Origin of the sequence: Bradyrhizobium sp. in8p8 (genome assembly GCF_000426845.1) — a bacterium.
GTDB classification, from domain to species: domain Bacteria; phylum Pseudomonadota; class Alphaproteobacteria; order Rhizobiales; family Xanthobacteraceae; genus Bradyrhizobium; species Bradyrhizobium japonicum_C.
On sequence record NZ_AUGD01000008.1, the window covers coordinates 207937 to 233926 of the forward strand.

22 protein-coding genes and 1 pseudogene are annotated in these 25990 nt (G+C 64.9%); 7 read left to right on the forward strand and 16 right to left on the reverse strand.

Annotation, left to right across the window (positions count from 1 at the left end):
• Positions 1-12: 12 nt before the first annotated feature.
• Entirely contained in the window at positions 13-1083 is a 1071-nt protein-coding gene (locus K408_RS0121135) for an NAD-dependent epimerase/dehydratase family protein (protein WP_051160691.1), read from the reverse strand.
• Between the two features lie 136 nt (positions 1084-1219).
• Between K408_RS0121135 and K408_RS38385 the strand changes: the two genes are divergently transcribed.
• On the forward strand, positions 1220-1837 hold the full coding sequence (locus K408_RS38385) for a TetR/AcrR family transcriptional regulator (RefSeq protein WP_024340492.1): 618 nt from the start codon (positions 1220-1222) through the stop codon (positions 1835-1837).
• A gap of 71 nt (positions 1838-1908) precedes the next feature.
• On the opposite strand, the gene K408_RS0121145 is transcribed toward K408_RS38385, so the two are convergent.
• Positions 1909-2454 (reverse strand): P-loop nucleotide/nucleoside kinase family protein, encoded by a 546-nt coding sequence (locus K408_RS0121145; protein WP_024340491.1) that lies wholly within the window; start codon positions 2452-2454, stop codon positions 1909-1911.
• Between the two features lie 194 nt (positions 2455-2648).
• Here K408_RS0121145 and K408_RS38390 point away from each other — a divergent pair, with 194 nt between their 5' ends.
• The gene (locus tag K408_RS38390) at positions 2649-2837 is read left to right on the forward strand and encodes a hypothetical protein (RefSeq protein ID WP_035698329.1); all 189 of its coding nucleotides are present in this window, start codon (positions 2649-2651) and stop codon (positions 2835-2837) included.
• Between the two features lie 156 nt (positions 2838-2993).
• On the opposite strand, the gene K408_RS0121150 is transcribed toward K408_RS38390, so the two are convergent.
• From K408_RS0121150 to K408_RS42805, 3 genes and pseudogenes are all read right to left on the reverse strand, one after another.
• On the reverse strand, positions 2994-3758 hold the full coding sequence (locus K408_RS0121150; RefSeq protein ID WP_024340490.1) for an IclR family transcriptional regulator: 765 nt from the start codon (positions 3756-3758) through the stop codon (positions 2994-2996).
• Between the two features lie 176 nt (positions 3759-3934).
• Positions 3935-4470 (reverse strand): annotated as a pseudogene (locus K408_RS38395) (REP-associated tyrosine transposase).
• A gap of 489 nt (positions 4471-4959) precedes the next feature.
• Entirely contained in the window at positions 4960-5472 is a 513-nt protein-coding gene (locus K408_RS42805; RefSeq protein ID WP_162250046.1) for an SIR2 family protein, read from the reverse strand.
• A gap of 453 nt (positions 5473-5925) precedes the next feature.
• Here K408_RS42805 and purD point away from each other — a divergent pair, with 453 nt between their 5' ends.
• Both purD and K408_RS0121170 read left to right on the forward strand, forming a co-directional pair.
• Positions 5926-7209 carry a phosphoribosylamine--glycine ligase gene (purD, locus tag K408_RS0121165; RefSeq protein WP_024340487.1) on the forward strand — a complete coding sequence of 428 codons (1284 nt, stop codon included), beginning with the start codon at positions 5926-5928 and terminating at the stop codon, positions 7207-7209.
• A gap of 203 nt (positions 7210-7412) precedes the next feature.
• Positions 7413-8315: an alpha/beta fold hydrolase gene (locus tag K408_RS0121170; protein ID WP_024340486.1), complete on the forward strand. Its 903-nt coding sequence runs from the start codon at positions 7413-7415 to the stop codon at positions 8313-8315.
• A 22-nt stretch (positions 8316-8337) separates the two neighbouring features.
• Here K408_RS0121170 and tadA read toward each other — a convergent pair whose 3' ends face one another.
• Entirely contained in the window at positions 8338-8796 is a 459-nt protein-coding gene (gene tadA, locus K408_RS0121175) for a tRNA adenosine(34) deaminase TadA (protein WP_029674204.1), read from the reverse strand.
• Positions 8797-8914: 118 nt separating this feature from the next.
• On the opposite strand from tadA, the gene K408_RS0121180 reads away from it, so the two are divergent.
• Positions 8915-10903: a pseudouridine synthase gene (locus tag K408_RS0121180; protein WP_024340484.1), complete on the forward strand. Its 1989-nt coding sequence runs from the start codon at positions 8915-8917 to the stop codon at positions 10901-10903.
• Positions 10904-10905: 2 nt separating this feature from the next.
• Complete coding sequence (gene rsmD / locus K408_RS0121185) at positions 10906-11463, forward strand: 16S rRNA (guanine(966)-N(2))-methyltransferase RsmD (protein WP_024340483.1); 558 nt, start codon at positions 10906-10908, stop codon at positions 11461-11463.
• An 85-nt stretch (positions 11464-11548) separates the two neighbouring features.
• Here the strand turns inward: rsmD and mutL are convergent, their stop codons facing one another.
• The 8 genes from mutL to K408_RS0121225 form a co-directional block, all read right to left on the reverse strand.
• The gene (gene mutL, locus K408_RS0121190; RefSeq protein WP_024340482.1) at positions 11549-13363 is read right to left on the reverse strand and encodes a DNA mismatch repair endonuclease MutL; all 1815 of its coding nucleotides are present in this window, start codon (positions 13361-13363) and stop codon (positions 11549-11551) included.
• Between the two features lie 103 nt (positions 13364-13466).
• The gene (arfB, locus tag K408_RS0121195) at positions 13467-13883 is read right to left on the reverse strand and encodes an alternative ribosome rescue aminoacyl-tRNA hydrolase ArfB (RefSeq protein ID WP_024340481.1); all 417 of its coding nucleotides are present in this window, start codon (positions 13881-13883) and stop codon (positions 13467-13469) included.
• A gap of 157 nt (positions 13884-14040) precedes the next feature.
• Positions 14041-15510: a M16 family metallopeptidase gene (locus tag K408_RS0121200; RefSeq protein WP_028145952.1), complete on the reverse strand. Its 1470-nt coding sequence runs from the start codon at positions 15508-15510 to the stop codon at positions 14041-14043.
• Positions 15429-16823, reverse strand: a complete 1395-nt coding sequence (locus K408_RS0121205) for a M16 family metallopeptidase (RefSeq protein WP_029674203.1) — start codon at positions 16821-16823, stop codon at positions 15429-15431. The genes K408_RS0121200 and K408_RS0121205 overlap by 82 nt, the downstream gene beginning before the upstream one ends.
• Positions 16824-17028: 205 nt before the next feature.
• On the reverse strand, positions 17029-17754 hold the full coding sequence (locus K408_RS0121210) for a hypothetical protein (RefSeq protein ID WP_024340478.1): 726 nt from the start codon (positions 17752-17754) through the stop codon (positions 17029-17031).
• 96 nt (positions 17755-17850) lie between these two features.
• Positions 17851-18345 (reverse strand): signal peptidase II, encoded by a 495-nt coding sequence (gene lspA, locus K408_RS0121215; RefSeq protein ID WP_024340477.1) that lies wholly within the window; start codon positions 18343-18345, stop codon positions 17851-17853.
• 10 nt (positions 18346-18355) lie between these two features.
• Positions 18356-21400, reverse strand: coding sequence for an isoleucine--tRNA ligase (gene ileS / locus K408_RS0121220; protein ID WP_024340476.1), 3045 nt, complete (start codon positions 21398-21400; stop codon positions 18356-18358).
• A gap of 200 nt (positions 21401-21600) precedes the next feature.
• On the reverse strand, positions 21601-22572 hold the full coding sequence (locus tag K408_RS0121225) for a bifunctional riboflavin kinase/FAD synthetase (protein WP_024340475.1): 972 nt from the start codon (positions 22570-22572) through the stop codon (positions 21601-21603).
• 229 nt (positions 22573-22801) lie between these two features.
• Here K408_RS0121225 and K408_RS0121230 point away from each other — a divergent pair, with 229 nt between their 5' ends.
• Entirely contained in the window at positions 22802-23197 is a 396-nt protein-coding gene (locus K408_RS0121230; protein ID WP_008567674.1) for a response regulator, read from the forward strand.
• Positions 23198-23367: 170 nt separating this feature from the next.
• Here K408_RS0121230 and K408_RS0121235 read toward each other — a convergent pair whose 3' ends face one another.
• The gene (locus K408_RS0121235; RefSeq protein WP_024340474.1) at positions 23368-24222 is read right to left on the reverse strand and encodes a TIGR01459 family HAD-type hydrolase; all 855 of its coding nucleotides are present in this window, start codon (positions 24220-24222) and stop codon (positions 23368-23370) included.
• Between the two features lie 15 nt (positions 24223-24237).
• Entirely contained in the window at positions 24238-25713 is a 1476-nt protein-coding gene (locus K408_RS0121240) for an EAL domain-containing protein (RefSeq protein ID WP_024340473.1), read from the reverse strand.
• Positions 25714-25990 lie beyond the last annotated feature (277 nt).

Here is a 25990-nt window from a genome sequence, read left to right on the forward strand (position 1 = left end):
GACGCTCTGCCGTCAGGAGACGGCGACTGCACGCAGGTCGCCGCGATGGCCGGCCAGACTGGCGAGGCTGGCTTCGCCCTGCCGCATCGCGGCAAGTCCCTCCGTCATCGTGATTTGCGGCGCGTAGCCCAGCTCGGCCTGCGCCTTGGCTGTGCTGATCGTGAACGGCTTGCCGATAAGGCGCAGCATCTGGCGCGTGATCGGCGGCTCGCCGCCGAGGCGCAGGATGCGCCACGCTGCGCCCATGAGGCCGGCCATGGTCCAGGCCATGGCGAACGGGACGGACTTGTCTGGCGGGCTCACCCCGCGGGTGGCGAGCAGCGACGAGATGAAGCTCTTGAGCGTGCTCTGCTCCGAATCTGCGACGAAGTACGCCTCCCCGCCACGACCCCGATCCGCGGCGAGTATCAGCGCGGAGCACAGATTGTCGACGTGACAGCTCGAGATGGCCTGCGTGCCGCCAGCGACCCATTGCCACCGGCCGGCCTTTACCGTCTGCACCATGTGATCGAGGGTCGGCATGTTGCCTCCCCAGACAAAGGGCGGCCGCAGCGCGATCGTCTCCAGGCCCGGGCGGACGCCGCTCGCGGCCAGCAAGACACGCTCGCCCTCAGCTTTCGATGAGGCGTAGGGCGAGAAGGCGCGGACTTGCAGCGGAAGGCTCTCGTCGGCATTCGACATCGGCTCGGGATCACCCATGACCACCGCCGCTGCGCTGACCGCGACCACGCGGCGCACGCTGGCCGTCGCCGCCGCCGCGTTCACGACCACGCGCGTGCCCTCGACGTTGGTCCGGTCGAAAAGCTCGCGCTTGCCCCAAAGCTTGAAGTGCGCGGCGGCGTGAAACACGATTTCGCAGCCTTGCATCGCCATTCGCAGCGCCTGCTCGTTGTCGAGCGCACCCCGCACCGGCGTCGCTCCCAGCGCTTTGACCTGCGCCTCGCTCGAAGCGCTTCGGGCCAGCGCCCGCACCTGCCAGCCGTGGCTGAGAAGGTGCGAGATCAGGCGGCCGCCGACGAAGCCGGAGCCGCCGGTCACGAGCGCAATTCGGGCCTGTTCGGATGGCTTCAGGGCATCAGTCATGGCGAACCTCTCGGGCTGGATTAAGCCTGATGATGTCGCGCACCCGTTCAAAAGTCAACGAACATAATTCATATCTTGTTCGGATTTGCGCGCAGGGCGGCTTTGCTGTACTTTTCGCCAGCAAACGCAGGTCGATATGCCTTCAAGTCCTTCTTCCGACGACAATTCGTTCCGAGAGCAGATTCTCGAAACCGCGCGAGCCCAGGTGCGTCGGCATGGCGAGGCAAAGACGAACGTGGTCGACATCGCGCGCGCGCTCGGCACGTCGCACACCACGATCTATCGCCACTTCCGCTCCAAGGCCGACATCTTCGACGCCCTCGTCGTTGAAATGATGCGCGACGAGGAAGAGATGGCGAGACAGTTCGTCGAGGCGCGAGGATCCTTCGCGGAACGCCTGGAGGGCATGGTGCTGGCGCTGCACGCCCGCAAGCGCGAACGGTTCACGGCCGACGCGGAGGTCTATGGCCTGTACCGCCGGATCGTGGAGGAGCGGCCTGAGATCATCGCGGCGTATGCGAAAGCGATGACGTCTCTGGTCGGCCGCATCCTGACCGACGCAAAAAAGCGCGGCGAAATCCGGGTTGATGACGTCGAGGCCGCGGCCGGCGTCGTGCGGGACGCGGTGACCGTGTTCGTCCATCCCGTCCACGTGGCAGCCGCCGTCGCGGCCAATCTCCCCAGCGAGAAGATGGCCCGCAACGTCGTGCGCACGATTTGCGCCGGATTCAAAGCGGGTGCCAAACTGACGTGAGTCCGGTGTCGGCGCGCTGATCGACCCGGAGCGGAAGTCGCGCCCGGCAGGGCTGTCGCTCGCAGCGCGCCTCAGGTCTCTCGCTCGGGATTTACCGAGATCAGGCGTGAGATAGCCTCGGCACTCTGAGATGGCTTCAGATTATTTACATCGAGGGTGACTGCAGGCTGAGGCATCGATACCATGCAGGCGTCGAACTGCGGTCGAAGTGCGCGCAGTAGCGACAGGTCCCGCATCTTGCCGAATGCGGCACGATTGTCATCGACCAGGCGTCGCTCTTGCTCTGCCTGTTCCAGGTGCAGTGCCACGAAGATGACCTCGCCGCCATTCCGCTCCACGAGTTCTTTTACCCGGACCGGGAAGTCCCCAGCCACCGTTGGCTCGGGGGCGAATGTGAATATCAACGATCGCTTCTCCTTGGCAGCTTCCTCGAACACGGCCATCCAGAACTGTTCGCGCAAACGCGAGAATGCCTCCGTGCCGAACGGAAACACCGAGCCAACTGCGTCGACGACGAGGTGATTGTGAAACAGCGCAATCCCTGTCCGGGAGGCAAGATGGCGCGCGATAGTCAGTTTGCCCGAGGCGACTTGCCCATAGATGAAAATAAGCTGCATCGGATCATGATATCACACTGACACCCTCGAAGGCGTCTCCTGGAATCGCCAGGCAGGCATTGCCGCGGCTCGACCAGGAGCCTCAACGGAATCGGGAACAATGCCGTGGGGATCTGATTGGAACGTTGTACGCCCGATCCTGGGATCAACCAGCGAGTTTCCTGGGAGGCGTCTTATCAGGAAGGAGCCACCAAATGGATGACGAACGAAAATCATCAAGGGCGGGGCAACAGGCCGCCGAAGGCTTGCGTGAAGCAGCGTCCAAGGAAGAAGCGAAGAACGAGAGCAGGATGGGGCACGATCTGGCCAAGGGGGCTGATCGTTTCGAAGAGCGCTCGAAAAGCTCCGATGGAAAAAGCGCAGAAGAGAAGCAAGAAGGATGAAAGCAGCAGAGCACGATGGGTAGATCTGCCCGCGCATCGCGCTTGAGCGGGTTGGCTTTGGCTGAAGCGATCCCGGCGGGTTCGGTGCAACCTCTCCCGCGAGCGGGAGAGGGAGTGCAATTGCGTTGTAGCAATCAAGCCTGATCCCAACCTACGTCAGGACACGCCGCCGATCTTCTCGGAGACGATCCTGGCCGCATTGCGCAGCTCGGCGGCGATGGTGCCGGCCTCGCTAGCGGGGATTTGATCCTGCCGCACCAGCGGGACGGTCATCGCGGCCACCGCGCGGCCTGAGGCTTCGACGATCGGGCAGCTATAGGCCAGGATGCGCGTATAGCCGTCGTCATTGGAGAAGTTTCCTCCCTCCGCCGAAATGCGGTCGAGCGCGGCAAGCGCCTTTTTCGTGCTGATCCGGTCATTGGTCGCGATGACCTGCGCAAGCTCCTCGCGCCGGCCCTCGAGCTGGAAGGCCGCCAGCACCTTCGCGGAGGCGTATTGCTGGGTGAGCGGAAACACCGCGCCGACCTTGACCGACCAGCCCATCAGCCATTCCGGCTCGATCCGGGCGATCACCATGAACTGCTCGCCGTGCAGCACCGTGAGGTGACAGGACAATTGCACGCGCGACGCCAGCTGCTCCATCACCGGCAGCGCCGCCTTCAGCAGCCGCTCGGTCGGCGGGAATTGCGAGGCGATCCGGAACAGCTTCAGCGTCAAGGTGTATTCGCCGGTCGCCGGGTCGCGCGCGACATAGCCGCGCCGCTCCAGCGCCACCAGCATCCGGAAGATCTCGCTGACGGAGCGCCCGACGCGTTCGGCAAGCTGCTTCTGGCTCATTCCGCGCGCAGCGCCCGCCAATGCCTCCAGAAGGTCCAGCCCTTTTTCCAGGGCGGGCGCGCCCGGCTGCGGCTTTTCAGTCATCTCTGGGCCTTGTTGGATCAGCGCTTTGCGAGCACGCGGGGGAAATGCAATTCCCGTGTAGCCGATTGCTCGCACGGCGAAAAGTCGATCGCCGGCAAGCGCCTGGCCGAGCTCGACGAGCTCACCACCAGACAGTTCGTAGGATGGGTTGAGCCCTTGCGAAACCCATCGCTGCTTTATCCCCGCTCACCGTAGTCGCGGCCGTGATCCAATTGATCGCTGGCCCAATCGACCGGATAATTGCCAAGCCTGACGTGGCGATGAAACGACGAGGGCGCCCAGTCACGCACCCGGTTGACGAGCCCGTGCTTGACCGGATTGATGTGAACATAGTCGACATGCCGCGCGAAATCGACGTCGTCACGAATGGTATGCTCCCAATATCTGCGCTGCCAAATGCCCCGTTCACGTTTGGCCAAGCGGCTTTGGGATATCCTTTCATTGTGCGCCAGGCCGCGCGAAAAGGTGGACTTGATCAGCTGCCAGCGCATCGCAAAATCGGCATCACCTTCTGGTAGCGTCCACACCGTGTGAAGGTGGTCAGGCAAAATCACGATGGCATCGATCGTGAACGGATGGCGCTGACGCGTTTCGCGAAACGCCGCGCGCAACGCCTCGACATGATCTGTCAGCAATGACAGCCTCCGCTCCGCCAGATTGACGGTGAAGAAGAAACAACCACCGGCACGAAGTTGCGGCGGTACGCGGTCATAACGCGATCTTATCACGAAACAAGCGCGATGGGTTTCGCAAGAGCTCAACCTGTCCTACGGGCTGTCACCGTAATTCTGACGTTTAAATCTGCTTCGGTTGGTACAAGGCTGGGAGGGCTTAGACCGCTTGATGCTCTTGTTGATAAGTAGCCGCGAGCCTTGCCCTAGCAAGAGTGGACTGATCAACTGCAACTAAGGCTTGCGGATAGATTTTGCTGTTGTGCTTCGCGACAGTTGATATGAATGCGCGTAGGAATGCGCGCTCCGTGCCGTTCGCTGCGTCTATGCGTCTGATCTGGCGTACGAGTATCCGCAAGCCCTTTTCCCTCATGACACAGCTGGCTAGACTCAGAGGCGTTAAGACGCTCCCCCAACTGGCACGAGTTTTGGGAGTCCAACCGGCATCCTTGTCGTTCGTTCTTTACTGGCTCCCTGATGAGCAGAAGTACGAGCAGTTCACTATACCCAAGAAGGGAGGTGGCTGGCGATTAATCACGGCCCCCAAGCCGCGCCTGAAGATGATTCAGACAAAGTTGGCTGATCTTCTTTTGGACATTCATGTTGAGTTGGAACAATCCCGCTCCCGAAGTCAGTGCCGACTGGCACACGGCTTTAAGAGGGACTTTTCGATTGTCACGAACGCCACGGCGCACCGAAACAAGCGGTTCGTGTTCAACGCCGACCTCAAGGACTTCTTTGCCGAACAGCTTCTCAAAGTACGCTTCGTATTCGTTGTCGGCCCATTCGGCAGGAAATCCGCGAGACTCCATGAACGATTGGATACGGTGACGGACAGCGTCGTTCTGGATGTCTTGGCGCGTAATTTCCTGATTTTCCTCGCGGCAATAATAATGGCGCTTGAGGTCCCAAAGGAGATCGGTGGCGCTGGGGAGGCCAGCAGACCGTGATGCACCAGCGCCCAGGAACCACGCGAAGTTCTGCGGCTTGGCGCTGACGATCTCGATCAGCGCTTTTTGGTCAAATGCATGCTCTTCCTTCATGCCGCTACCCTCACGCGGGATACGTCTGTTGGGGATTGAGCTTCCGGCCGCACTGACGCGGCACCGACGATTCGTTGCGCATTGTAAAGTGGCACGGGCAACCTGACATAAATCAGCTCAGGTTACCCCCAGCGGATTTGGTCCTTGTCGGTTTGATTTGCTGGATCCGAGGCGCTACCTGCGACAGTGCAGCTTCCACCGCGCATTGCTCATAGCGCGGCCATTCCCAATCTTCGAGATGTCCGCTCCTCGCCCATCTGAGACTAGTGGGTCCAACCGAGTGTCCGGTTTGCGCAAATACTGTCCGTGCTGACAGCCGGCGGCCTACGGATCGGGGCTCACGCCCTAGCGTGCGCGCCTCGGAATGACGGGAGTTCGGAGCAGGTCCCCCTTGAGCCCCACCCCGATTCATGCGACCTCCGCCCCAGCAAAACCCCTCATTCTGAGCCTCTTATGCATATTCTCCTGCTCGGTTCCGGCGGCCGCGAACATGCCCTGGCGTGGAAGATCGCAGCCTCTCCCCTGGTGACCAAATTCTGGTGCGCGCCCGGCAATGCCGGCATCGCCAGGGAGGCGGAGTGCGTGGCGCTCGATGTCGCCGACCATGCCGCGGTGATCGACTTCTGCCGGCAGAACAAGGTCGAGCTCGTCGTGGTCGGGCCGGAAACGCCGCTGGCGGCCGGCATCGTCGACGATCTCGCAGCTAGCGGCATCAAGGCGTTCGGCCCGAGCCGGGCGGCGGCGCAGCTCGAAAGCTCCAAGGGGTTCACCAAGGCGCTGTGCACCGAGTTCGGCATTCCCACAGGCGCCTACAAGCGTTTCACCAATGCCGATGACGCGCGCGCCTATGTGCAGAGCCAGGGCGCGCCGATCGTGGTCAAGGCCGACGGCCTCGCCGCCGGCAAGGGCGTCGTCGTCGCCAAGACCGTGCGCGAGGCGGAGGATGCCATCGCCATGATGTTCGAGGGCGCCTTCGGCGAGGCCGGCGCTGAGGTCGTGATCGAGGAGTTTCTGCCGGGCCGCGAGATCAGCTTCTTTGCGCTGTGCGACGGCGAGACGGCGATTCCGCTCGCCTCCGCCCAGGACCACAAGCGCGTGTTCGACCACGACGTCGGCCCGAACACCGGCGGCATGGGCGCCTATTCGCCGACGCCGCTGGTCACGCCTGCCGTCCACGACGCGATCATGGCGAAGATCATCCTGCCGACGGTCGCAGGCATGAAGCAGCGCGGCACGCCGTTCCGCGGCGTGCTCTATGCCGGGATCATGCTGACGACGCAGGGCCCGAAATTGTTCGAGTTCAACGTCCGCTTCGGCGATCCCGAGTGCCAGGTCTTGATGCTGCGCATGATGAGCGACATCGTGCCGGCCTTCCTGGCCGCCTGCGACGGGCAGCTGAAGAATTTCGACCTGCGCTGGCATCCGGATTCCGCGCTCACCGTGGTGATGGCCGCGAAGGGTTATCCCGGCGACTACCGGAAGGGCACCCGCATCGCCGGGCTGGAGGAGGCCGCCAAGGTCGAGACCGTCGAGATCTTCCACGCCGGCACGGTGGCGAAGGACGGCGCCATCCTCGCCAATGGCGGCCGCGTCCTCAACGTCTGCGCGCTGGGCAAGACCGTGACCGAGGCGCAAGCCCGCGCCTACCAGGCCGTCGACCGCATCGACTGGCCGGACGGCTTCTGCCGCCGCGACATCGGCTGGCAGGCGGTGGAGGCGGAGAAGGCCCAGGGCTAGCCCGTCATGCCGGCCGGCGCGCAAGCCGGCCGTCCGGTCCATCGCGGTTTTGCGTCACCACCCCGCCACATCGGCATTGCAGATTATGCAATCAGCTGTTGGGGTTAGGTGCCGGGCTGATAATACCGGTACTGTGCATGGGGTTGTTTTCGACTTTCGCTGTGTCGGGCGGCCCCGCGACCGACCAATAAGGATGCAAGAAGATGTCCGACCTCGTCGACCTCTATCCGGGCTTCGCCGCCGAATGGATCGATACCTCCTTCGGCCGCATCTTCGCCCGTGTCGGCGGCAAGGGCCCGCCGCTGCTGCTGCTGCACGGCTTCTCCGAGACGCACGTGATGTGGCACCGGGTGGCGCCCGACCTCGCGGAAGCCTTCACGCTGATCATCGCCGATCTGCCGGGCTATGGCTGGTCCGACATGCCCACCAGCGATGCGCTGCACATGCCCTACAGCAAGCGCGCGATGGCGCGAGCCATGGTCGAGGCGATGGAGCGCCTCGGCCATGTGCATTTCGGTCTCGCCGGCCACGACCGCGGCGGCCGCGTCGCCTACCGCCTGGCGCTCGACCATCCCGGCCGGCTGTCGAAGCTCGCCGTGCTCGATATCCTGCCGACCTACGATTACTGGGAGCGGATGAACCGCGCCTCAGCGCTGAAGATCTACCACTGGACCTTCCTGGCGCAGCCCGCTCCGCTGCCGGAGACGCTGATCGCGAGCAATGGCGAATTCTTCCTGCGCTTCAAGATGGCGAGCCAGACCAGGTCGAAGACGCTGGACGCGATCGATCCGCGCGCGCTCGAGCACTACATCGCCCCGTTCCGCGATCCTTCCCGGGTGCACGCGATGTGCGAGGACTACCGCGCCGGCGCCTATTTCGACTACGACCTCGACAAGGCCGATTTCGAGGCCGGCAAGAAGATCACCATTCCGATGCTGGCGCTGTGGGGCAATGCCGGCATCGCTCAGGCGGCCGCGACCCCGCTCGACACCTGGAAGCAATGGGCCACCAACGTCGACGGCATGCCGGTGGATTCAGGGCACTTCCTCACCGAGGAGAATCCGCAGGTGACCGCGAAGGCGCTGCTGGAGTTCTTCTCAGGCTAAGCCGCAATGACGGGGGAGAGACCTACCGCCGCTCGCGAAAGAACTCCTTGAGCAGCCGCGCGGCCTCGCTCTCGCCGACGCCGGAATAGACGTCCGGCACGTGATGGCAGGTCGGCGAAGCGAAGAACCGGACGCCCGATTCCACCGCGCCACCCTTCGGGTCCGCCGCGCCGTAATAGAGGCGCCTCACCCTTGCAAAGGAGATCGCGCCCGCACACATGGTGCAGGGCTCCAGCGTCACGTAGAGGTCGCAGTCGACGAGACGTTCGCTGCCGATCTTTTTCGCGGCCTCGCGCAGTGCGACGATCTCGGCATGGGCGGTCGGATCATGGTCCGTCAGCGTCCGGTTGGCCCCGGTGGCGATCACCTCCTGGTTGCGGACCACCACGCATCCGATCGGAACTTCGCCCGATTGACCGGCATTTTCAGCCGCCTGAAGCGCCAAATCCATGAAAGAAGGGGCTTTCATGCCTCGTATCATCGCCAGAAACCTGCTACTAGCTCCGCCTTCAGCGAGAGTGGATACCGAATTTGCCTGAGCGTGCGGCTCGGAACGAGCGCGCAGTGCCGTCTGGCTACCCCGTCAAGTGAGATTAGTCATGCCTCGCGACAGCGACAAAGACAACGATTCCCGCGGCCGGCGAGGCCCCGCCAAAGGCCGCAGCGGCAAGCCGCGCGGGCCTGAGAAGAAATTCGCCAAGCGCGGCTTCGAGGGCAAGGGCGATCGCGACAGCCGTCCGCCGCCGCGAGGCGACCGTGACAGCCGCCCGTTCCGCCGCCGCGAGGAGGGCGATGCCCCGCGCCGCGATTTCAGCGACCGTCCCCGCGTCAAGCGCGACGACCGCGGCGGTGAGGGCCGCGGCGAGCGCAGCTTCAAGCCGCGCGGCGACCGCCCGTTTTCCGATCGCGGCTCGCGCGATGGCGAGAAGCGGCCGTTCAAGCCCCGCGGTGACCGTCCGTCCCATAGCCGCGACGACCGCCCGCCGCGCAGCCGGGATCGCGACGATGCGCGTCCGGCCGGGCGCTCCAGCGAGCGGAAGTTCGGCGACAAGCGGCCCTATGCGCCGCGCGGCGATCGTCCCGAACGGAAGTTCGACGGCGAGCGGAAGTTTTCGCGTGGCGGCGATCGCGGTGATCGTCCGCGCGATCGTGGCGAGCGCGGCGATTCCAAGCCGTGGCAGAAGCGCGATGACCGGCCGCATGGAGATCGCCCGCGCAAGAGCTTCGGCAGGGACTTCGGCGGCCGTGACCGCGGCGAGGAGAAGCCCTGGCGTCAGCGCCCCGACCGCCCGGACGGTGGTCGCGGCGAAGACCGTCCGCGCTTCTCCAAGCGTCGTGACGAGGGGGATGATCGCCCGCGCTTCTCGCGCCCGCGTGAGGAGCGTTCCGGCGACGATCGTCCGCACTTCAAGCGTCCGCGCGAAGGACGGCCGGAAGGCCGCACGGACTGGCAGGAGCATCCGCGCAACGAAGGTCGTTTTCGCGACAGGCCGCGGCGCGACAACGAGGACGACGGCAGGATTTTCGAGAAGCGCCCCGCTTTCGGCGGCCGCGGCGCCTATCGCGAGCGTGATCGCGACTTCGAGGGTCGGCCGCGGCGCGAAGACGCGCCGAAGCCGAAGAAGGCCGGAGAGCGCATCGCCAAGGCGCTGGCCCGCGCGGGTCTTGCCTCGCGCCGCGACGCCGAGGAAATGGTCACGCAGGGCCGCGTCACCGTCAACGGCCGTGTCATCAACTCGCCGGCGCTCGACATCACGAAGAACGATGTCGTCATGGTCGACGGCAAGCCGTTGCCGGAGCGCGAGCGCACGCGGCTGTTCCTCTATCACAAGCCGCGCGGGCTGATGACCACGCATGACGACCCTGAGGGGCGTCCGACCGTGTTCGAGAATCTGCCCGAGGGCCTGCCGCGCCTCATCAGCGTCGGCCGGCTCGACTTCAACACCGAAGGCCTGCTGCTGCTCACCAACGATGGAGGGCTCGCCCGCACGCTCGAGCTGCCCGACACCGGCTGGCTGCGCCGCTACCGCGTCCGCGCTCATGGCGACGTCACGCAGGCGCAGCTCGACGAGCTCAAGAACGGCATAGAGATCGAGGGCGTCAAGTACGGTCCGATCGAGGCGACGCTGGAGCGCGACCAGGGTGCCAATGTCTGGCTGGTGTTCGCAATCCGTGAAGGCAAGAACCGCGAGGTGCGCAATGTCTGTGCCCATCTCGGGCTCGAGGTAAACCGCCTGATCCGCGTCTCCTACGGCCCGTTCCAGCTCGGCGAGATCCCCGAGGGCCAGGTCGAGGAGGTCCGCTCCCGGGTGCTGCGCGAGCAGCTCGGCGACAAGGTGATCGAGAAGTCGGGTGCCGAGTTCGATGTGCCGGCGAAACCAGCCACACGCGAGGACGATGGATCGAAGAAGCCCGCCAGCAAGCGCGCGGTGATCAACGACCGCAAGGGCCGCCGCGTGCTGGTGCAGCGCACCGGCAGCGAGGAGGCGCGCGAGCGCAACGAGATGGAAGCGGGCGGCTATGGCCCGCCGCGCCGTCCCAAGCGCGGCTACCACGGCAAGCGCGACCTGACCCCGCGGGAGGATTGACGTTGCGCGTCGTCGGCGGTCGTTTGAAGGGGCGCAATCTCGCCTCGCCGTCCTCGCGCGACATCCGCCCCACGGCGGACCGGCTGCGCGAGTCCGTGTTCAACATTCTCGTGCACGCCTATGACAATCCGATCGAGGATGCGCGCGTGCTCGATCTCTTCGCCGGCACGGGCGCCCTCGGCATCGAGGCGGCCTCGCGCGGCGCGAGGTTCACGCTGTTCGTGGACAATGGCGCCGAGGCCCGTGCACTGCTGCGTAACAATGTCGAGGCGCTCGGCCTCGGCGGCGTCACCAAGGTCTACCGCCGCGATGCGACGGATCTCGGCCCTGCGCATCCCGTCGAGCCGTTCTCGCTGGTCTTCCTCGATCCGCCCTATGGGAAGGGGTTTGCGGAAAAGGCGCTTGCGAGCTTGCGCGATGGCGGCTGGCTCACGCCGGGCGCGTTGTTGGTGGTGGAAGAGTCGAAGGCCGCGCAGGTCGTGCCGCCGGAGGGCTTTGAGGAGTTGGAGCGGCGGGCGTACGACGACACGGAATTCGTGTTCTTGCGCAGGACGGGTTAGCGAAGCGTAATCCGCCACGGTCTCTCGCTGCGGAAGAGGAAGAGGTGGATTACGACTTCGGCTCATCCACCCTGCCGCTGCGGAGTCACCTCCGCCCGAACAGCTTCTCCACGTCGCTCAGCTTCAGCTCCACATAGGTCGGCCGGCCGTGATTGCATTGGCCGGAGTTCGGGGTGTCCTCCATCTCGCGCAGCAGGGCGTTCATCTCTTCCGGCCGCAGCCTGCGGCCGGCGCGTACCGAGCCGTGGCAGGCCATGGTGGCGGCGACGTGCATCAGACGACGTTCCAGAGGAAGCGCCTCGTCCCATTCGGCCATGTGCTCGGAGAGATCGCGCAGGAGGCCGCCGGCATTGGTCTTGCCGAGCAGCGACGGTGTCTCGCGCACCGCAACTGCGCCGGGGCCGAAGGATTCGATCGCGAGGCCGAAGGATGCCAGCTCCGCGCTGCGCTCGAGCAGGCGCTCCACGGTCGCCTCGTCCATCTCGACGATCTCGGGGATCAGGAGGATCTGCCGCTGAACGCCGTTCGCGGCCAGCGAGGCTTTGAGCCGCTCGTAGACGATGCGCTCATGCGCGGCATGCTGATCGACGATGATCAGGCCGTCACGGGTCTGCGAGACGATGTAGGTCTCGTGGATCTGCGTGCGTGCCGCTCCCAGCGGGCGGTCGACGAGATCGCCGGCGGGCTGCGGCTCGATCCGCACGTCCGCGCTGGGTGCACCGACATCGAAGGCCGCCTGCGCGCGTTCAGCGAAGGCCGGCGCTGCGGCACCTTCGAATGATGGTAACGGCGCGACGGGAGCTGATGGCGAGGCCCGCCAGTCCCAGCTCGCCGGACGCTGCGGCGTGAAGGCGGGCCGGAACGATGACAATGCGCTCTCGCCGCTGTTGGCGGCGGTCCGCCGGCCCTCGCGCGCGAGGGCCTCCTTCAATCCGTGCACGATGAGCGCGCGCACGAGGCCCGCGTTGCGGAAGCGTACCTCGGTCTTGGCCGGATGCACGTTGGCATCGACCTCGCGCGGATCGAGCGTGACGAACAGCGCCAGCACCGGATGGCGATCGCGCGGCAGATAGTCGGAATAGGCCGCACGCACCGCGCCAAGGATCAGCTTGTCGCGCACGGGGCGGCCGTTGACGAAGAGATATTGCCCGAGCGCGTTGGCCTTCGTGAGCGCCGGCGCTGCGGCATAGCCGGCGACGACCACGCCCTCGCGCTCGGCATGGACCTCGATGGCGTGGCTGCGGAATTCCGCGCCCAGAATGTCGCCGAGCCGCGTCAGCCGTCCCGCGGTGCCGGGCAGGGCGGCGGCCCAGGTCACCGGCGCGCGTTCTTCGCCCGCGAGCGTGAAGGCGATGTCGGGCCGCGCCATGGCGAGGCGCCGCACCACCTCGCGAATGGCTTCGGCCTCGGTGCGGTCGGTCTTCAAGAACTTCAGCCGCGCTGGCGTCGCATAGAAGAGGTCGCCAACCTCGACCCGCGTGCCGTGGGCCAGGGCCGCGGGCATGATCTCGGACTTTGTGCCACCCTCGACGGTCAGCGCCCAGGCGTGCGGTTCGCTGGCATGTCGGGTGGTGATGGACAGCCGCGCCACCGAGCCTATCGACGGCAGCGCCTCGCCGCGAAACCCAAGGGTGCGGATCTGCAGCAGATCCTCGTCGTCGAGCTTGGAGGTGGCGTGGCGCTCCACGGCAAGGGCGAGATCCTTCGCGGTCATGCCGCTGCCGTCGTCGGTGATGCCGATCCGCCGCCGCCCGCCGCCGTCGGTGAAGACGTCGATGCGGCTCGCGCCGGCATCGATGGCGTTCTCGACCAGTTCCTTGACCACGCTCGCAGGGCGCTCGACCACCTCGCCCGCGGCGATGCGGTTGACGACCTGTTCTGGAAGCTGGCGGACGGGCATGGGGGACTCAGTGGACGTTCAGACGGCCAATCTAGTCCTGCTGGCGCTCAATTGCATGAGGCATGTCCGGGCTGCCCACATGCTGTCCACCTTGGAACAACCGCTAGTCTTCGAAGCTACGGCCGCGTCCGGCCTTGACGTCACTCCGGCGCTTCTTGCCTTCGAGCCGGCGCTGCTTGGAGGCGAAGGTCGGCCGCGTCGCGCGCCGCGGCGTCGGCCTGATCATCGCCTCGCGCAGCATCTCGGTGAGACGGTCGATGGCGTCCTGCCGGTTGCGCTCCTGGGTGCGGAAGCGCTGCGCCTGGATGACGATGACGCCGTCCTTGGTCATACGCTGGCCGGCGAGGCGGGCGAGGCGGATCGCCGCATCCTCCGGCAAGGTCAGCTTGCGTGTATCGAAGCGCAGCTGCGCCGATGTCGCGACCTTGTTGACGTTCTGCCCGCCCGGGCCGGAGGCGCGGACAAAGCCGATCTCGATATCGTCCTCGTCGATGACGAGATTGCGGGATATCCGCAGCATGATGGCACCAGCAAGAGATTCGGGTGCGCACAATAGCGGTTTTAGATGGAGTTCGTCATTCCGGCTGTCCGAAGGGCCAGCCGGAACGACGAGATTCTCAGGTGCGCAATCGCGCACCATGCTTCGATGCCTTGCATCGTCCCGGAATGGCAGCTGGTCAGTTCGACTTCGTCGTCGGTGCTGCCGCCGGTTGCACAGCGGCCTGCGGGGTGCGGCCGACCACGACGGTCAGGAGACCTTGGCCCCACAGGCGCTTGGCGGCCGCCTTGGCGTCGTCCAGCGTCACCGCGTCGACGATGGCGTTGCGCTTCTCGATATAGTCGATCGGCAGCTTGTCCTGCTGATATTGCAGCAGCGCCTGCGCCAGCTTGGACGAGGTGTCGAGCGCCAGCATCTGCGAGCCCTTCAGGTAGGATTTGGCCTCGTCCAGCTCCTTCTGGGTCGGGCCTTCCTCGGCGATGCGGCGCACCTCTTTCTCGATGGCATCGATGGTGTCGCCGGCGCGGTCGGCGCGCGTGCCGGTATTGCCGATGAAGATGGCCGAATGCTCCATCCAAAGCAGCGATTCGAACACCGAATAGGCCAGTCCACGCTTTTCGCGGACCTCGCGATAGAGCCGGGAGGACAGTCCGCCGCCGCCGAGAATGTGATTGACGACATAGGCCGCCATGAAGTTGGGATCGCTGCGTTTCACGCCCGGGCCGCCGAAGGTGATCACGGTCTGAGGCACATCAAGCGTGACGAAGGCGCGTTGCGGCGGATTGGCGGCCTCGACGTCGGGGACCGGCGTCAGATTGGCCTTGGCGGGCAGGCTACCGAACGTGTGGTCGAGCAACTTGCCGAGGGTCGCCGGATCGACATCGCCGACCACGGCGATCTTCAGCCCATCCTTGGCGATCACCCGACCGACATAATCCTTCATATCGGCGACGGTGATGGTCGGCACACTGTCGAGGTTGCCGTTGGTCTGCCGGCTGTAGGGATGATCGCCGAAGGCGACCTCCAGGAACTTGCGGCTTGCCAGCGAGGTGGGATTGGTGGTCTCGCGACGCAGGCCCGAAATGACCTGCGAGCGGATGCGTTCGACATCCGCCGGGTTGAAATGCGGTGACGTGAGCGCGCTCCTGAGCAGGTCGAAGGCCTCGTCCTTGTTGTCGCGCAGCATGCGCAGGCTGCCCCGGAGGGTGTCGCGGGTGGCGTTGAAGGAGAGCTCGATGGCGCGTCGGTCGAGCCGTTCACGGAATGTCTTGGAATCGAGATCGCCTGAGCCTTCGTCGAGGAGAGAGCCGACCAGATTGGCAACGCCCGGCTTGTCCTTGGGGTCCTGCGCCGAGCCGCCGGCGAAGGAATATTCCATGGCGATCAGCGGCACGGTTGCGTCCTGCACGAACCAGGCTTCGATGCCGCCCGGCGAGATCAGGTGCTGGATCTTTGCGGCAGCCTGCGACGGCGAGACCGCCGCCAGCGCAAGCGCCGCGCCGATGACGAAGGAGTGCGCGGCGTGTCTTGTGCCTCGGAAGCATCTTGCGCGAAGGAAGTGATGGGTCACGAACGCTTCTCCTCGCGCTTGGCGGTGGCGGTGTCCTTGATCAGATAGCCCGTCACCGAGCGCTTCTTCTCGAGCCATTTCTGCGCAACGGCTCGGACCTGCTCGGCAGTGACGGCGCGGATGCGATCGGGCCAGCTCCTGATATCCTCGATCGAAAGGCCCGTGGTCAGCGCGCCGCCGTACCAACGCGCCAGCACCGCCTGGTTGTCCTGGGCGTAGATCGCCTCGGCAATGAGCTGGGTCTTGACCCTTTCCAGATCCTCAGCGCGGATCGGGTTCTGCGCAACGCTGGCGATGACATCGTCGACCGCCTGCTCCACCTCTGCGAAGCTGACGCCGGGTTTCGGCGCAGCGGAGATCGCGAACTGGGTTGGGTCGAGCGAGATGCTCGAATAGCTGGCGCTGGCCGAGACCGCCAGGGGCTTGTCGACGACGAGCGCGCGGTAGAGATAGGAATTGCTGCCGCTGCCGATCAGCTGCGCGAGCACGTCGAGAGCCGCGCTTTCCCCGGCTGCAGCCGTGGTCGCCGACGGCACGAGATAATAGCGCCGCATGTTCGGCTGCTCGACTCGCGGGTCGGCCAGCGTGACGGTGCGCGGCGCCGTGGGGTCCGGTTCCTGCGGACGAACACGTCGCGCCGGGATCGCGGGCTGCGCCGGGATGGAACCGAAATTGCGCTCGACCAGCGGACGGATCTCGGCAGCGTCGACGTCACCGGCGATCACCAGGATCGCGTTGTTCGGCGCGTAGAAGCGACGATAGAAGGCGAGCGCATCCTCGCGATCGAGCTTCTCGATCTCCTGATGCCAGCCGATCACCGGACGTCCATAGGGATGGTTGAGATAGAGCGCGGCCATGATCTGCTCGTTCAGCCGCGCGTCCGGATTGTTGGCGACGCGCATGTTGTACTCTTCAAGCACGACATCCCGCTCCGGCAGCACGTTCTCGTCCTTGAGGACGAGGCCGGTCATGCGATCAGCCTCGAACTCCATCATGGTCGGCAGCTGCTCTTTCGGTACACGCTGGTAGTAATTGGTGTAGTCGACCGAGGTCGAGGCGTTCTCGTTGCCGCCGATGCGAAGCACGGTCTGGGAGAATTCTCCCGCCGGATGCTTCGCGGTGCCCTTGAACATCAGGTGCTCGAGGAAGTGGGCGAGGCCGGACTTGCCCGGCGTCTCGTCTGCGGAGCCGACCTTGTACCAGATCATCTCTGTGACGACAGGCGTGCGGCGATCGGGAATCACCACGACCTGCATGCCGTTGCCGAGCGTGAAGCTGGTGGGTGGGGCCGATGTTACCGTGGTCTGGGCCGTGGCGGCGCCGGCCGAGAGGACACTCGTCGAAAGCAGCGCGGCAAGGAGGCAGGCAGCCGATCGGTAAGATGACATCATGATCCCTAGTGAAAGGCCGAGCCCGGATGTCCGGCTCTGAAGGCACGGCATGTTACACCGTGCGGCCAAGGCTTCGCGTCACGAAGCAGAGAACTCAACGCGGAGGCAAGTTACTGATAGGCAATCTTAAACGGCGTCGGGCGCGGACATGAGCCGTCGACCCTCGACTCGCGTCGGTCAAAATGTCGCGACAGGACGGGGAACGCTATTGTTCCTTCTCCTTGCCCGACATGATGTCGTAGTACATCCGTCGCGACTTGTCCGGCCCGCCGGCGCCATAGGCATAGTTCGGCGAGGGCGTCTGGTATCCCGGCGGCGGCTCGACCAGCGATTGGCGCGGCGGCTCCGACGTGAACTGCTTGGTTTCGGAGCTGCTGCCGCCCTTCATCATATTCCACAGGCCACCGGTGAAACCGAGTTCGGCGGGGCTCAGAGAAGGGTTGCTGTTGGTACCCGGCTGAATTGGATCGTTGCTGGTGCGGGGCGCTGCGGCGACCTGGCCAGACTTCATCTCGGCAGGAGTCAGAGGCTGGGCGGCCTGCCAGCTCTCCGTTGCCTTCGTGGCCTTCTTGCGTGCGGCGATGGCTTCCTTGCGGCGCCTCTCGTCGGGGTCCTTGGGCCAGTTCGGCGCAGCCTTGGCTTCGGTCGCAGGCGGCGGCAGATCGAGTTTGGGCGGCACGACCAGCGGCGAGCGCTCGCGGTACTCGATGCCCTTCTTCTCCATGCTCTTGGCACCGATGCCCGACATCAGGTTGTCGATGAGCCTCTCTTCGAAGGTCATATCGTCTTCTTCGTCGTCGTCCCCGGCGCGGGCCGCGCCGGTCGACATGACGAGACCGATGCCGAGTGCAACAGCGGATAATTTCAATGCCCGCCAGAACCCCCACCGGGGGTCTTGCACCATCGAACCGCTGGTCATCGCGCTGCGCATCACTTTACCTGTTTCATATCGTGGCCGATTGCCGCTCGCACGCGGCTCTAACCCTCGCAAAGCCGGGTTCCAGCTGCCGGTCCGTATCGGCCGGGATCAGGGCGCTTTTGCGGCGGGTACCCCCAGGAAGGAATCATACAATAGCGCCGCCACCCCAGCAACGATGGCCACGTCCGCGAGGTTAAACACATACCAATTATAGGTTTTTCCGGCGATCTCGATGTGGAACAGGGCGAAATCCACCACCGCGCCATAGGCCAGGCGGTCGATGCCGTTGCCGATGGCGCCGCCGATGATGAGGCCGAGCGCAATGGTCGCCAGCAGAGTGTGCGAGCGGGCCATCCAGACTGCCAGCGCGACCACCGCGATACCTTTGACGGCCATCAACGCGAACTGAGCCGCCTGATTGTCGCTCTGGAGCCAGCCGAAGCTGATGCCGATGTTCCAGGCCAGCACCAAGTCGAAGAACGGCGTCACCCGCACCACGCCGCGGCGGGCGAGGTCGAACACATTCAAGAGCCACAGCTTCGTGGCCTGGTCGGCCACGAGCGTGACCACGGCCGCGAGGATGCCGGCGCGGAGCGGGGTCATGGCCGACCGATCAGACGCTCACCCCCAGCGCCTTCCACTCGCGCAGCGCCTTGGCGTCGCGCGGGGTGACGTCGGGGTATTCAGCGTCTTCGCCGACCGTCGGCGAAATCTTCCAGGAGCGGGCGCATTTGCTGCCGACTGCCTTCTCCACCACGACAGCGACTCCCGGCACGGCATCGAGACGGAACGCCGAAGCTGGTGCCTCGCCCTCACGCACCTCGTAGTTCGAGGTGATGCAGATCTCGGCGAGGTCGGTGTCGAACAGCGTCATCAGCATGCCGCGATCGGCGACATAGATCACCGGCGAGGCCTCCAGCGAGGAGCCGATGTTCTTGGCGGCCCGTTCCAGCTCGAGCGCGCCGGTGACGACGCGCCGGACGTTGCGGATCGCCTCCCACTTCGCAGCGAGCTCGTCGTCGCGCAAATCTTCGAGATCGGTCGGGAACAGCGTCAGATGCACGGACGGCTCGGCGTCGGGCCGGTACATGCGCCACGCCTCCTCTGCCGTGAAGCTGAGGATCGGGGCAAGCCATTTCAGTATCGAGGCGCACAACAGATCGATGGTCGTCAACGCCGCCTTGCGCGTCGCGGATGACGGCGGGTCGCAATACAGCGTGTCCTTGCGGATGTCGAAATAGAACGCCGAGAGCTCGCTGTTGAGGAAGGCGGACAGGATCGCGACCACGCTCTTGTAGTCGAACTCCCGATAAGCCTTCCCGATCGCTGCCGCGCGCACGGCGAGCTCGTGCAGCATCAAGCGCTCCAACTCGGGCATCTGGTCGGGCGCGACCGCGTCGGCCGGCTTGTAGTGATGTAGCGTGCCGAGCATCCAGCGCACGGTGTTGCGCAGCTTGCGATAGGTTTCGACGGTGTTCTTCAGGATTTCGGGGCCGATGCGCTGGTCGTCGGTGTAGTCGCAGGATGCAACCCACAGCCGCAGGATGTCGGCGCCGGATTCCTTGATGACCGACTGCGGCTCGATGGTGTTGCCGAGCGACTTCGACATCTTGCGGCCGTCCTCGGCCTGGGTGAAGCCGTGGGTCAGCACGATGTCGTAGGGTGCCCGACCTCGCGTGCCGCAGCTTTCCAGCAGCGACGAGTGGAACCAGCCGCGGTGCTGGTCCGAGCCTTCCAGATACATCACCGTGTCGGTGCCGCCATCGACCTTGCGCTTGATGCCCGACAGTCCCGGGAAATGCACGGGGTCTTCCAGCACGAAAGCATGGGTGGATCCGGAATCGAACCAGACGTCGAGAATGTCGTCGACCTTCTGCCAGTCTTCGCTCGCGCGCGATCCGAGGAAGCGCTCGCGCGCCCCCTTCGCGTACCAGGCGTCTGCGCCTTCCTTTTCGAAAGCTTCACCAATGCGCGCATTGACAGCCTCGTCCTGGAGGATCTCGGCGGAGCCGTCACCCTTCTCGCGCACGAACACGGCAATCGGCACGCCCCAGGCGCGCTGGCGCGAGATCACCCAGTCGGGGCGGGCCTCGATCATGCCGTTGATGCGGTTTTCGCCCGACGGCGGCACCCATTGCGTCACCGAGATCGCGTGCAGCGCGCGGGCGCGCAGCGTATCGCCGCTCTTGGTCTTGCCTCCCGTCGCGATGTCCATAGCCCCGGCCTTGCCCGGGGCGTCCACAATCGGCTTGTCCATCGCGATGAACCATTGCGGCGTGTTGCGGAAGATCACCGGCTTCTTGGAGCGCCAGGAGTGCGGATATTGATGCTTGAGCCGGCCGCGCGCGAGCAGCATGCCCCGCTCAACGAGCGCCTTGATCACGGCCTCGTTGGCGTCGCCCTTCTCGCCCTTGTCGGTGATGACGCGCTTGCCGACGAAGCCGGGCGCATGATCGGTGTAGGCGCCGTTCTCGTCCACGGTGTAGGGGATTGCAGTGGTGATGCCGCGCGCATCGAGATCGCGTGCATGCGCCATCCAGACGTCGAAGTCCTCGCGGCCATGGCCGGGAGCCGTGTGCACGAAGCCGGTGCCGGTGTCGTCGGTGACGTGGTCGCCGGGCAGCAGCGGCACGACGAAGTCATAGCCGCCGCCAACGCCCTTCAGCGGATGGGCACATTCGATCGCGTCCATGGTGTCGCCAGGGACGTCACGGACTTTCTCATAGGCGGTCACACGCGCCTGCTTGAAGACTTCTTCAGCGAGCGCGTCGGCGAGGATCAGGAGGTCGCCGGTCTTGGTCCAATTGTCGGCGGGCGCGTCCGTGACCTTGTACAGGCCGTAGGCGATCTTCGGCGAGAAAGAGATGGCGCGGTTGCCGGGCAGGGTCCAGGGCGTGGTGGTCCAGATCACGACGCTTGCGGAGGCAAGCGCGCCGTGCGCGGGCGACGTCACCGGGAACTTCACCCACACCGTATCGGAGGTGTGGTCCTCGTACTCGACTTCGGCCTCGGCCAGCGCGGTCTTCTCGACCACGCTCCACATCACAGGCTTGGAGCCGCGATAGAGCGTGCCGTTGGCGGCGAACTTCATCAGCTCGCGCGCGATCTGGGCTTCGGCGGGATAGTTCATGGTGGCGTAGGGATGATCCCAATCGCCGATCACGCCGAGGCGCTTGAACTCCTCGCGCTGCACGCCGAGCCAATGCGTGGCATAGGCGCGGCACTCCTTCCGGAAATCGATCATTGCGGCGCTGTCGCGGAAGTCGGGCTTCTGCTTGCCCTTCTTGCGATAGTGCTCCTCCTCGACCTTCCATTCGATCGGCAGGCCGTGGCAGTCCCAGCCCGGCACGTAGTTGGAATCGAAGCCGAGCATCTGCTGGCTCTTGGTGACGAGATCCTTCAGGATCTTGTTCAGCGCCGTGCCGATATGGATGTTGCCGTTGGCGTAGGGCGGGCCGTCGTGCAGCACGAACTTGGCACGGCCCTTGGCACTCTCGCGCAGCTTCTCGTAGAGGCCGATCTCGTACCAGCGCTTGAGGATCTCCGGCTCTCGTTGCGGCAGGCCGGCGCGCATCGGGAATTCGGTCTGCGGCAGGAACAGGGTCTTCGAATAGTCTTTGGCTTCAGACTTTTGGGACTTTTGCGGCTTTTCGGACATGAGGCTGACTGGCTCGGAAGGGCGCGGAAACGAATGGCGATGCGGAATCGCGGGCGAAACGACGAAATCCCGGTCTTGCGCCGAGCCTTCAGGCTCAGGCGGAAGCCGGGCCGCTAATCCCTATGATGCGCCGCGCAAACATGGGCTCTCCATAGCAGGGGGCCAGGGGAAGCGCAAAGGTTCGGAGGCTCGCTTCAGGTTCAGTCGACCGTCCCGAGCCGCGGAAACGCGTCCGGGGCGGCGGCCAGCATGGCGCGGGCGCGGGCGGAATCGTCGTCCATCTGGCGGATCAGGGCCTCGAGGCTGTCGAACTTCAGCTCCTCGCGGATGAAGCCGATGAAAGCGCAGTCGAGGAGCTGCCCGTAAAGGTCGCCCTTGAAGTCGAACAGGAAGATTTCCAGCAGCGGGGCGCCATTGTCGAACGTCGGGCGGCGGCCGAAGCTGGCTACCCCGTCGAGCCGCTCGGCGCCGCGGCCGACCCGCACCGCGTAGATGCCGTGCTTGAGACCGCAATTGGCGTCGAGGCGGATGTTGGCGGTGGGATAGCCGAGGTCGCGGCCGCGCTTTTCGCCATGGATGACCTCGCCGGTGATGAACCAGGGTGCGCCCAGCATGGTCGTGGCCTCATCCAGCTGGCCCTCGGCGAGGGCGATCCGGATCGCGCTGGAGGACACCGGCCGTTCGTCGATATCGACATGCGGCTGCACGTCGACCTCGATTCCGAGCCGTGGCGCCTCGTTGACGAGCAGGCTCGGCGAGCCGACGCGACCTTTGCCGAAATGGAAGTCGTAGCCGACCGCGATACCACTGACGCCGAGACGTCCGATCAGATCATGGTGAATGAAATCTTGGGCGCTGGTTCCGGCACGGGCCTTGTCGAATGTCATGACGACGGCGCCGGCAAGGCCGGTGCCGGCCAGAAGTCGCAGCTTGGCCCGCTCGTCCGTCAGGCGGAATTGCGGGGTGTTGGGGCTGAAAAACCGCCGCGGATGGGGTTCGAAGGTCAATGCCAGCGCAGGGCGGCCATGCGTCCGGCCCATCTCCAGGGCAGCCGCGATCACGGCCCGATGGCCAAGATGGACCCCGTCGAAATTGCCCATGGCGACCACGGCGCCCCTCGGAATCGCGGAATCCGGCGTTGTGTCGCGGATAACGGTAAAAGGCTGGACCATCAGGGAAATTCTCGAAGCGGGCAGGACCGGCCCGGACCGTGGCGCGACCGGCCCGACCAAGTCAAGCGGGGGGAGCGAAGACATTGAACACGATTTCAGTCCTTCGAACATGTCGGCAATTAACGCGCTGTTTAACGCCTTGGTGCTAGTCCTTGAGCGTGGAACTGCCGGGCCCCGGCTTGGCAGATCCGATCCTAATATTTCCTGGGTTTGCGTTGGGGGAGTCGAGATGGCGGTTGATTTGTCGATGCCGGTTCTGGTGGTGGATGACTACAGCACCATGATCCGTATCATCCGGAATCTGCTGAAGCAGCTTGGCTTCGAGAATATCGATGATGCAAGCGACGGTTCGGCAGCGCTGAACAAGATGCGTGGCAAGAAATACGGGCTCGTGATCTCCGACTGGAACATGGAGCCGATGACGGGTTACGACCTGTTGCGCGAAGTGCGCGCGGATCCGAACCTCGCCACCACGCCCTTCATCATGATCACGGCGGAATCCAAGACCGAGAACGTGATTGCCGCCAAGAAGGCTGGCGTGAACAACTACATCGTCAAGCCGTTCAACGCGGCGACGTTGAAGACCAAGATCGAGGCGGTCTTCCCGGACATGGCGAGCGCGTAAGCGCGCCTCGCCTGACAACATTCATCTGCTGAGATCGTCATGCCCGGGCTTGTCCCGGGCATCCACGTTTTGGTGCAGAGAGCCGTGGATGGCCGAGTCAAGCCGGCCGTGACGGGTCGGGCACTTAGGCAATTGGTCTAAGTCCGAACTGTCGCGGTCGGCCGAAGCCGTCACCACTTCAATTCGCGCATCAGCGCCTTCGGCGGGTGGCCGAACAATTCCATCACGGACGCCGGGTCGAGCTGGTCGAGACCCTCGAACTCCTCGGCATGAATTCCGCGGGTCACGAACAGGCAATCGATGCCGAACTCGCGCGCGCCGGTTAGGTCGGTGCGGACGGAATCACCGATGGCAAGCACCTTCTTGCGGTCGATCTGGTAGCCCTGTCGTTCTCCGGCGAGCGCCATGGCACGCTCGTAGATCGGCCGGTGCGGCTTGCCGTAGAAGATCACCTCGCCGCCGAGCTCGCGGTAGAGCTCCGCGATTGCGCCGGCGCAATAGATCAGCCGGTCGCCACGTTCCACCACGATATCGGGGTTGGCGCAGACTAGCGTCAGCTTGCGCTCGCGCGCCTTCAGCATCATGCCGCGATAGTCTTCCGCCGTCTCGGTCTCGTCGTCATAGAGGCCGGTGCAGACGATGTAATCGGCTTCCTCGAGCGGAGCTGTCACTGCGTCGAGGCCACGATAGATCGAGTTGTCGCGCTCGGGACCGAGCCAGAACATCTTGCGACCGGGATGCTCGGCGACATAGAGCCGGGTCAGATCGCCCGACGATACGATCGCATCATAGGTCTCATCCGCGACGCCGAGCTTGCGCAATTGCCGCTGCACCGAGTCCGCCGGACGCGGCGCGTTGGTGATCAGGATCACCGTACCGCCGTGGCTGCGATAGGTGTGCAGCGCCTCGCAGGCTTCGGGAAAGGACTCCAGGCCGTTGTGGACCACGCCCCAGATATCGCTGAGCACGACGTCCACACCGCCCACGAGCTCGCGCAGGCCTTCGGCGAAATGCAGCGCAGTCATGAGGCGCGCGGCCGATCAAATGCGACGCGCGAGCGCCGCGTTGCCGGTGATGCGTTGTGGCGGAGGCGCAGAGGACGTCGCGCCTGCGCTGGGTGTAGCGGAGCCATTAGGTCCCTGAATGTCTTTCGCCTGGTTAGGTGAGGTCCCGGCGGTAGCAGATGCCCCCTCGGGCCGCAATGGCCGGGGCGGCGCGAACAGGAACCCCTGGCCGAATCGCACGTCATAGTCGAGCAGGTCCACGACCGCGCGCTCGCCCTCGATCCGCTCGGCGATCAGGTCGATGCCGAAGCGGCCCAGCAGGTCCGAAAGATCGGACGGATGGATGTCGGAGGTCGAAGCCTGTCTGGGGTCGAGCAGCAGCGCAGCCGGCACCTTGATGAAGCGGACCCCGCGATCGGCGAGCTCGCGCGGCTCAATGCGCAGGTCCGTGACGTGGTCGATCGAGAAACGGAAGCCGCGTTGGGCAAGGGCGGCGAGATTCTCGGTCTCGGCCGGGCCGAGATTGCGGAAGGTCGACTGCTTGAACTCAAGAACCAGCGAGGGCGCCAGCGCCCGGTTGGCTTCGAGGAAGTCGAGGCATTGCGCGAAGGTGGTGGAATTGCCGAGCGTGGAGACCGCGACGTTGCAGAACACGCCGACGTCCTTGTTGCGGACCATCAGGCGCCGCAGCACCTGCACGCAGCGCAGCATCACCATGTTGTCGATGCGCCCGATCAGCCCGGAGGCTTCCGCGATGCTGATGAACTCCTCGGCGGCAATCAATTGGTCGCGCTCGTCGCGCAGGCGCGTCACCGCTTCGTAGAACCGCACCTTGCGTTGTGGCAGCGTCACCATTGGTTGCAGGAAGATGTCGATGCGGTTCTCGTCAATCGCGTTGCGCAGCGTCGCCAGCAGCTGGGTCTGATTGCGTCCGTTGGCGGTCTGAACCGGGTTGGCGGATTGAGTTTGAACGACCGGCGCCGGCCGTGGGGGCGGTGCGGGAAGCGGAGGAGGCGCGACCGGCTTTTCCTCGAGTGGGGCGGCCAGATCGATCATCGCCTCCGGCTCGGGCTTTGTGACCGGTGCAGAAACTGGCGCCGGTGCGTTGCCCGCCAGCAGATCCTCATGAGTCGCCACGGTCGTGGCAAGCTGCCTGACCAGCCCGCCGAGTTCGTTGATTTCGCCGATCACCGACTGGATGCGGTCGGAGTTGGCCGCATTTGAGGAGGCGATGCGCCCCTCGATCGCGGCAAGCCGGCGGCCGAACTCGGCCACCTGGCGGGCGAGGTCGGCGGTGCCCCGCGAGAGGTCGGCGATCTGGCCGCCGACGTCGCTGCGGTCGCGCAGCCGCATCGACACCGCGTTGTAGAGAATCAGGAAAGTCAGCGCGGTCAGCGCCACGATCGCCGATTGCGTCCCGCTGATGCCCGCGACCGAATAGAGCACGAGCCCGAGCGAAGCCGCGACCAGGACCATGCAGATGGCGATGAAGATCGTCGAAATGCGAATCATGCCGCGGGTTCGCCTCAAGAGCTGACTGCCTCACCCGGGAAAACACGGGTCGCGTCCGAACCGTCGCGCCTCATGCTCCCCCAAGCATTGCAACACCCTAACATCATTGTTGATTCGAGGGGATAGAGACTGTCTCGCAGCCCACCTCAGGTCGGCCCGGCGAAAGCTTTGCAGCGCGCGATGCGGTCGCGGGCGAGCTTGATCGCACGCAGTTCGCGGCGCTCCACCGAAACGTCACGCGTCCTCCCCGGCTCCGGTCGGGAAATCAAGGCGCTCT

Coding starts and splice junctions, on each gene's coding strand:
- K408_RS0121135 (WP_051160691.1), bottom strand. CDS start 1,083: ATGACTGATGCCCTGAAGCCATCCGAACAGGCCCGAATTGCGCTCGTG.
- K408_RS38385 (WP_024340492.1), top strand. CDS start 1,220: ATGCCTTCAAGTCCTTCTTCCGACGACAATTCGTTCCGAGAGCAGATT.
- K408_RS0121145 (WP_024340491.1), bottom strand. CDS start 2,454: ATGCAGCTTATTTTCATCTATGGGCAAGTCGCCTCGGGCAAACTGACT.
- K408_RS38390 (WP_035698329.1), top strand. CDS start 2,649: ATGGATGACGAACGAAAATCATCAAGGGCGGGGCAACAGGCCGCCGAA.
- K408_RS0121150 (WP_024340490.1), bottom strand. CDS start 3,758: ATGACTGAAAAGCCGCAGCCGGGCGCGCCCGCCCTGGAAAAAGGGCTG.
- K408_RS42805 (WP_162250046.1), bottom strand. CDS start 5,472: ATGAAGGAAGAGCATGCATTTGACCAAAAAGCGCTGATCGAGATCGTC.
- purD (WP_024340487.1), top strand. CDS start 5,926: ATGCATATTCTCCTGCTCGGTTCCGGCGGCCGCGAACATGCCCTGGCG.
- K408_RS0121170 (WP_024340486.1), top strand. CDS start 7,413: ATGTCCGACCTCGTCGACCTCTATCCGGGCTTCGCCGCCGAATGGATC.
- tadA (WP_029674204.1), bottom strand. CDS start 8,796: ATGATACGAGGCATGAAAGCCCCTTCTTTCATGGATTTGGCGCTTCAG.
- K408_RS0121180 (WP_024340484.1), top strand. CDS start 8,915: ATGCCTCGCGACAGCGACAAAGACAACGATTCCCGCGGCCGGCGAGGC.
- mutL (WP_024340482.1), bottom strand. CDS start 13,363: ATGCCCGTCCGCCAGCTTCCAGAACAGGTCGTCAACCGCATCGCCGCG.
- arfB (WP_024340481.1), bottom strand. CDS start 13,883: ATGCTGCGGATATCCCGCAATCTCGTCATCGACGAGGACGATATCGAG.
- K408_RS0121200 (WP_028145952.1), bottom strand. CDS start 15,510: ATGGCTCGAGAAGAAGCGCTCGGTGACGGGCTATCTGATCAAGGACAC.
- K408_RS0121205 (WP_029674203.1), bottom strand. CDS start 16,823: ATGATGTCATCTTACCGATCGGCTGCCTGCCTCCTTGCCGCGCTGCTT.
- K408_RS0121210 (WP_024340478.1), bottom strand. CDS start 17,754: ATGCGCAGCGCGATGACCAGCGGTTCGATGGTGCAAGACCCCCGGTGG.
- lspA (WP_024340477.1), bottom strand. CDS start 18,345: ATGACCCCGCTCCGCGCCGGCATCCTCGCGGCCGTGGTCACGCTCGTG.
- ileS (WP_024340476.1), bottom strand. CDS start 21,400: ATGTCCGAAAAGCCGCAAAAGTCCCAAAAGTCTGAAGCCAAAGACTAT.
- K408_RS0121225 (WP_024340475.1), bottom strand. CDS start 22,572: ATGGTCCAGCCTTTTACCGTTATCCGCGACACAACGCCGGATTCCGCG.
- K408_RS0121230 (WP_008567674.1), top strand. CDS start 22,802: ATGGCGGTTGATTTGTCGATGCCGGTTCTGGTGGTGGATGACTACAGC.
- K408_RS0121235 (WP_024340474.1), bottom strand. CDS start 24,222: ATGACTGCGCTGCATTTCGCCGAAGGCCTGCGCGAGCTCGTGGGCGGT.
- K408_RS0121240 (WP_024340473.1), bottom strand. CDS start 25,713: ATGATTCGCATTTCGACGATCTTCATCGCCATCTGCATGGTCCTGGTC.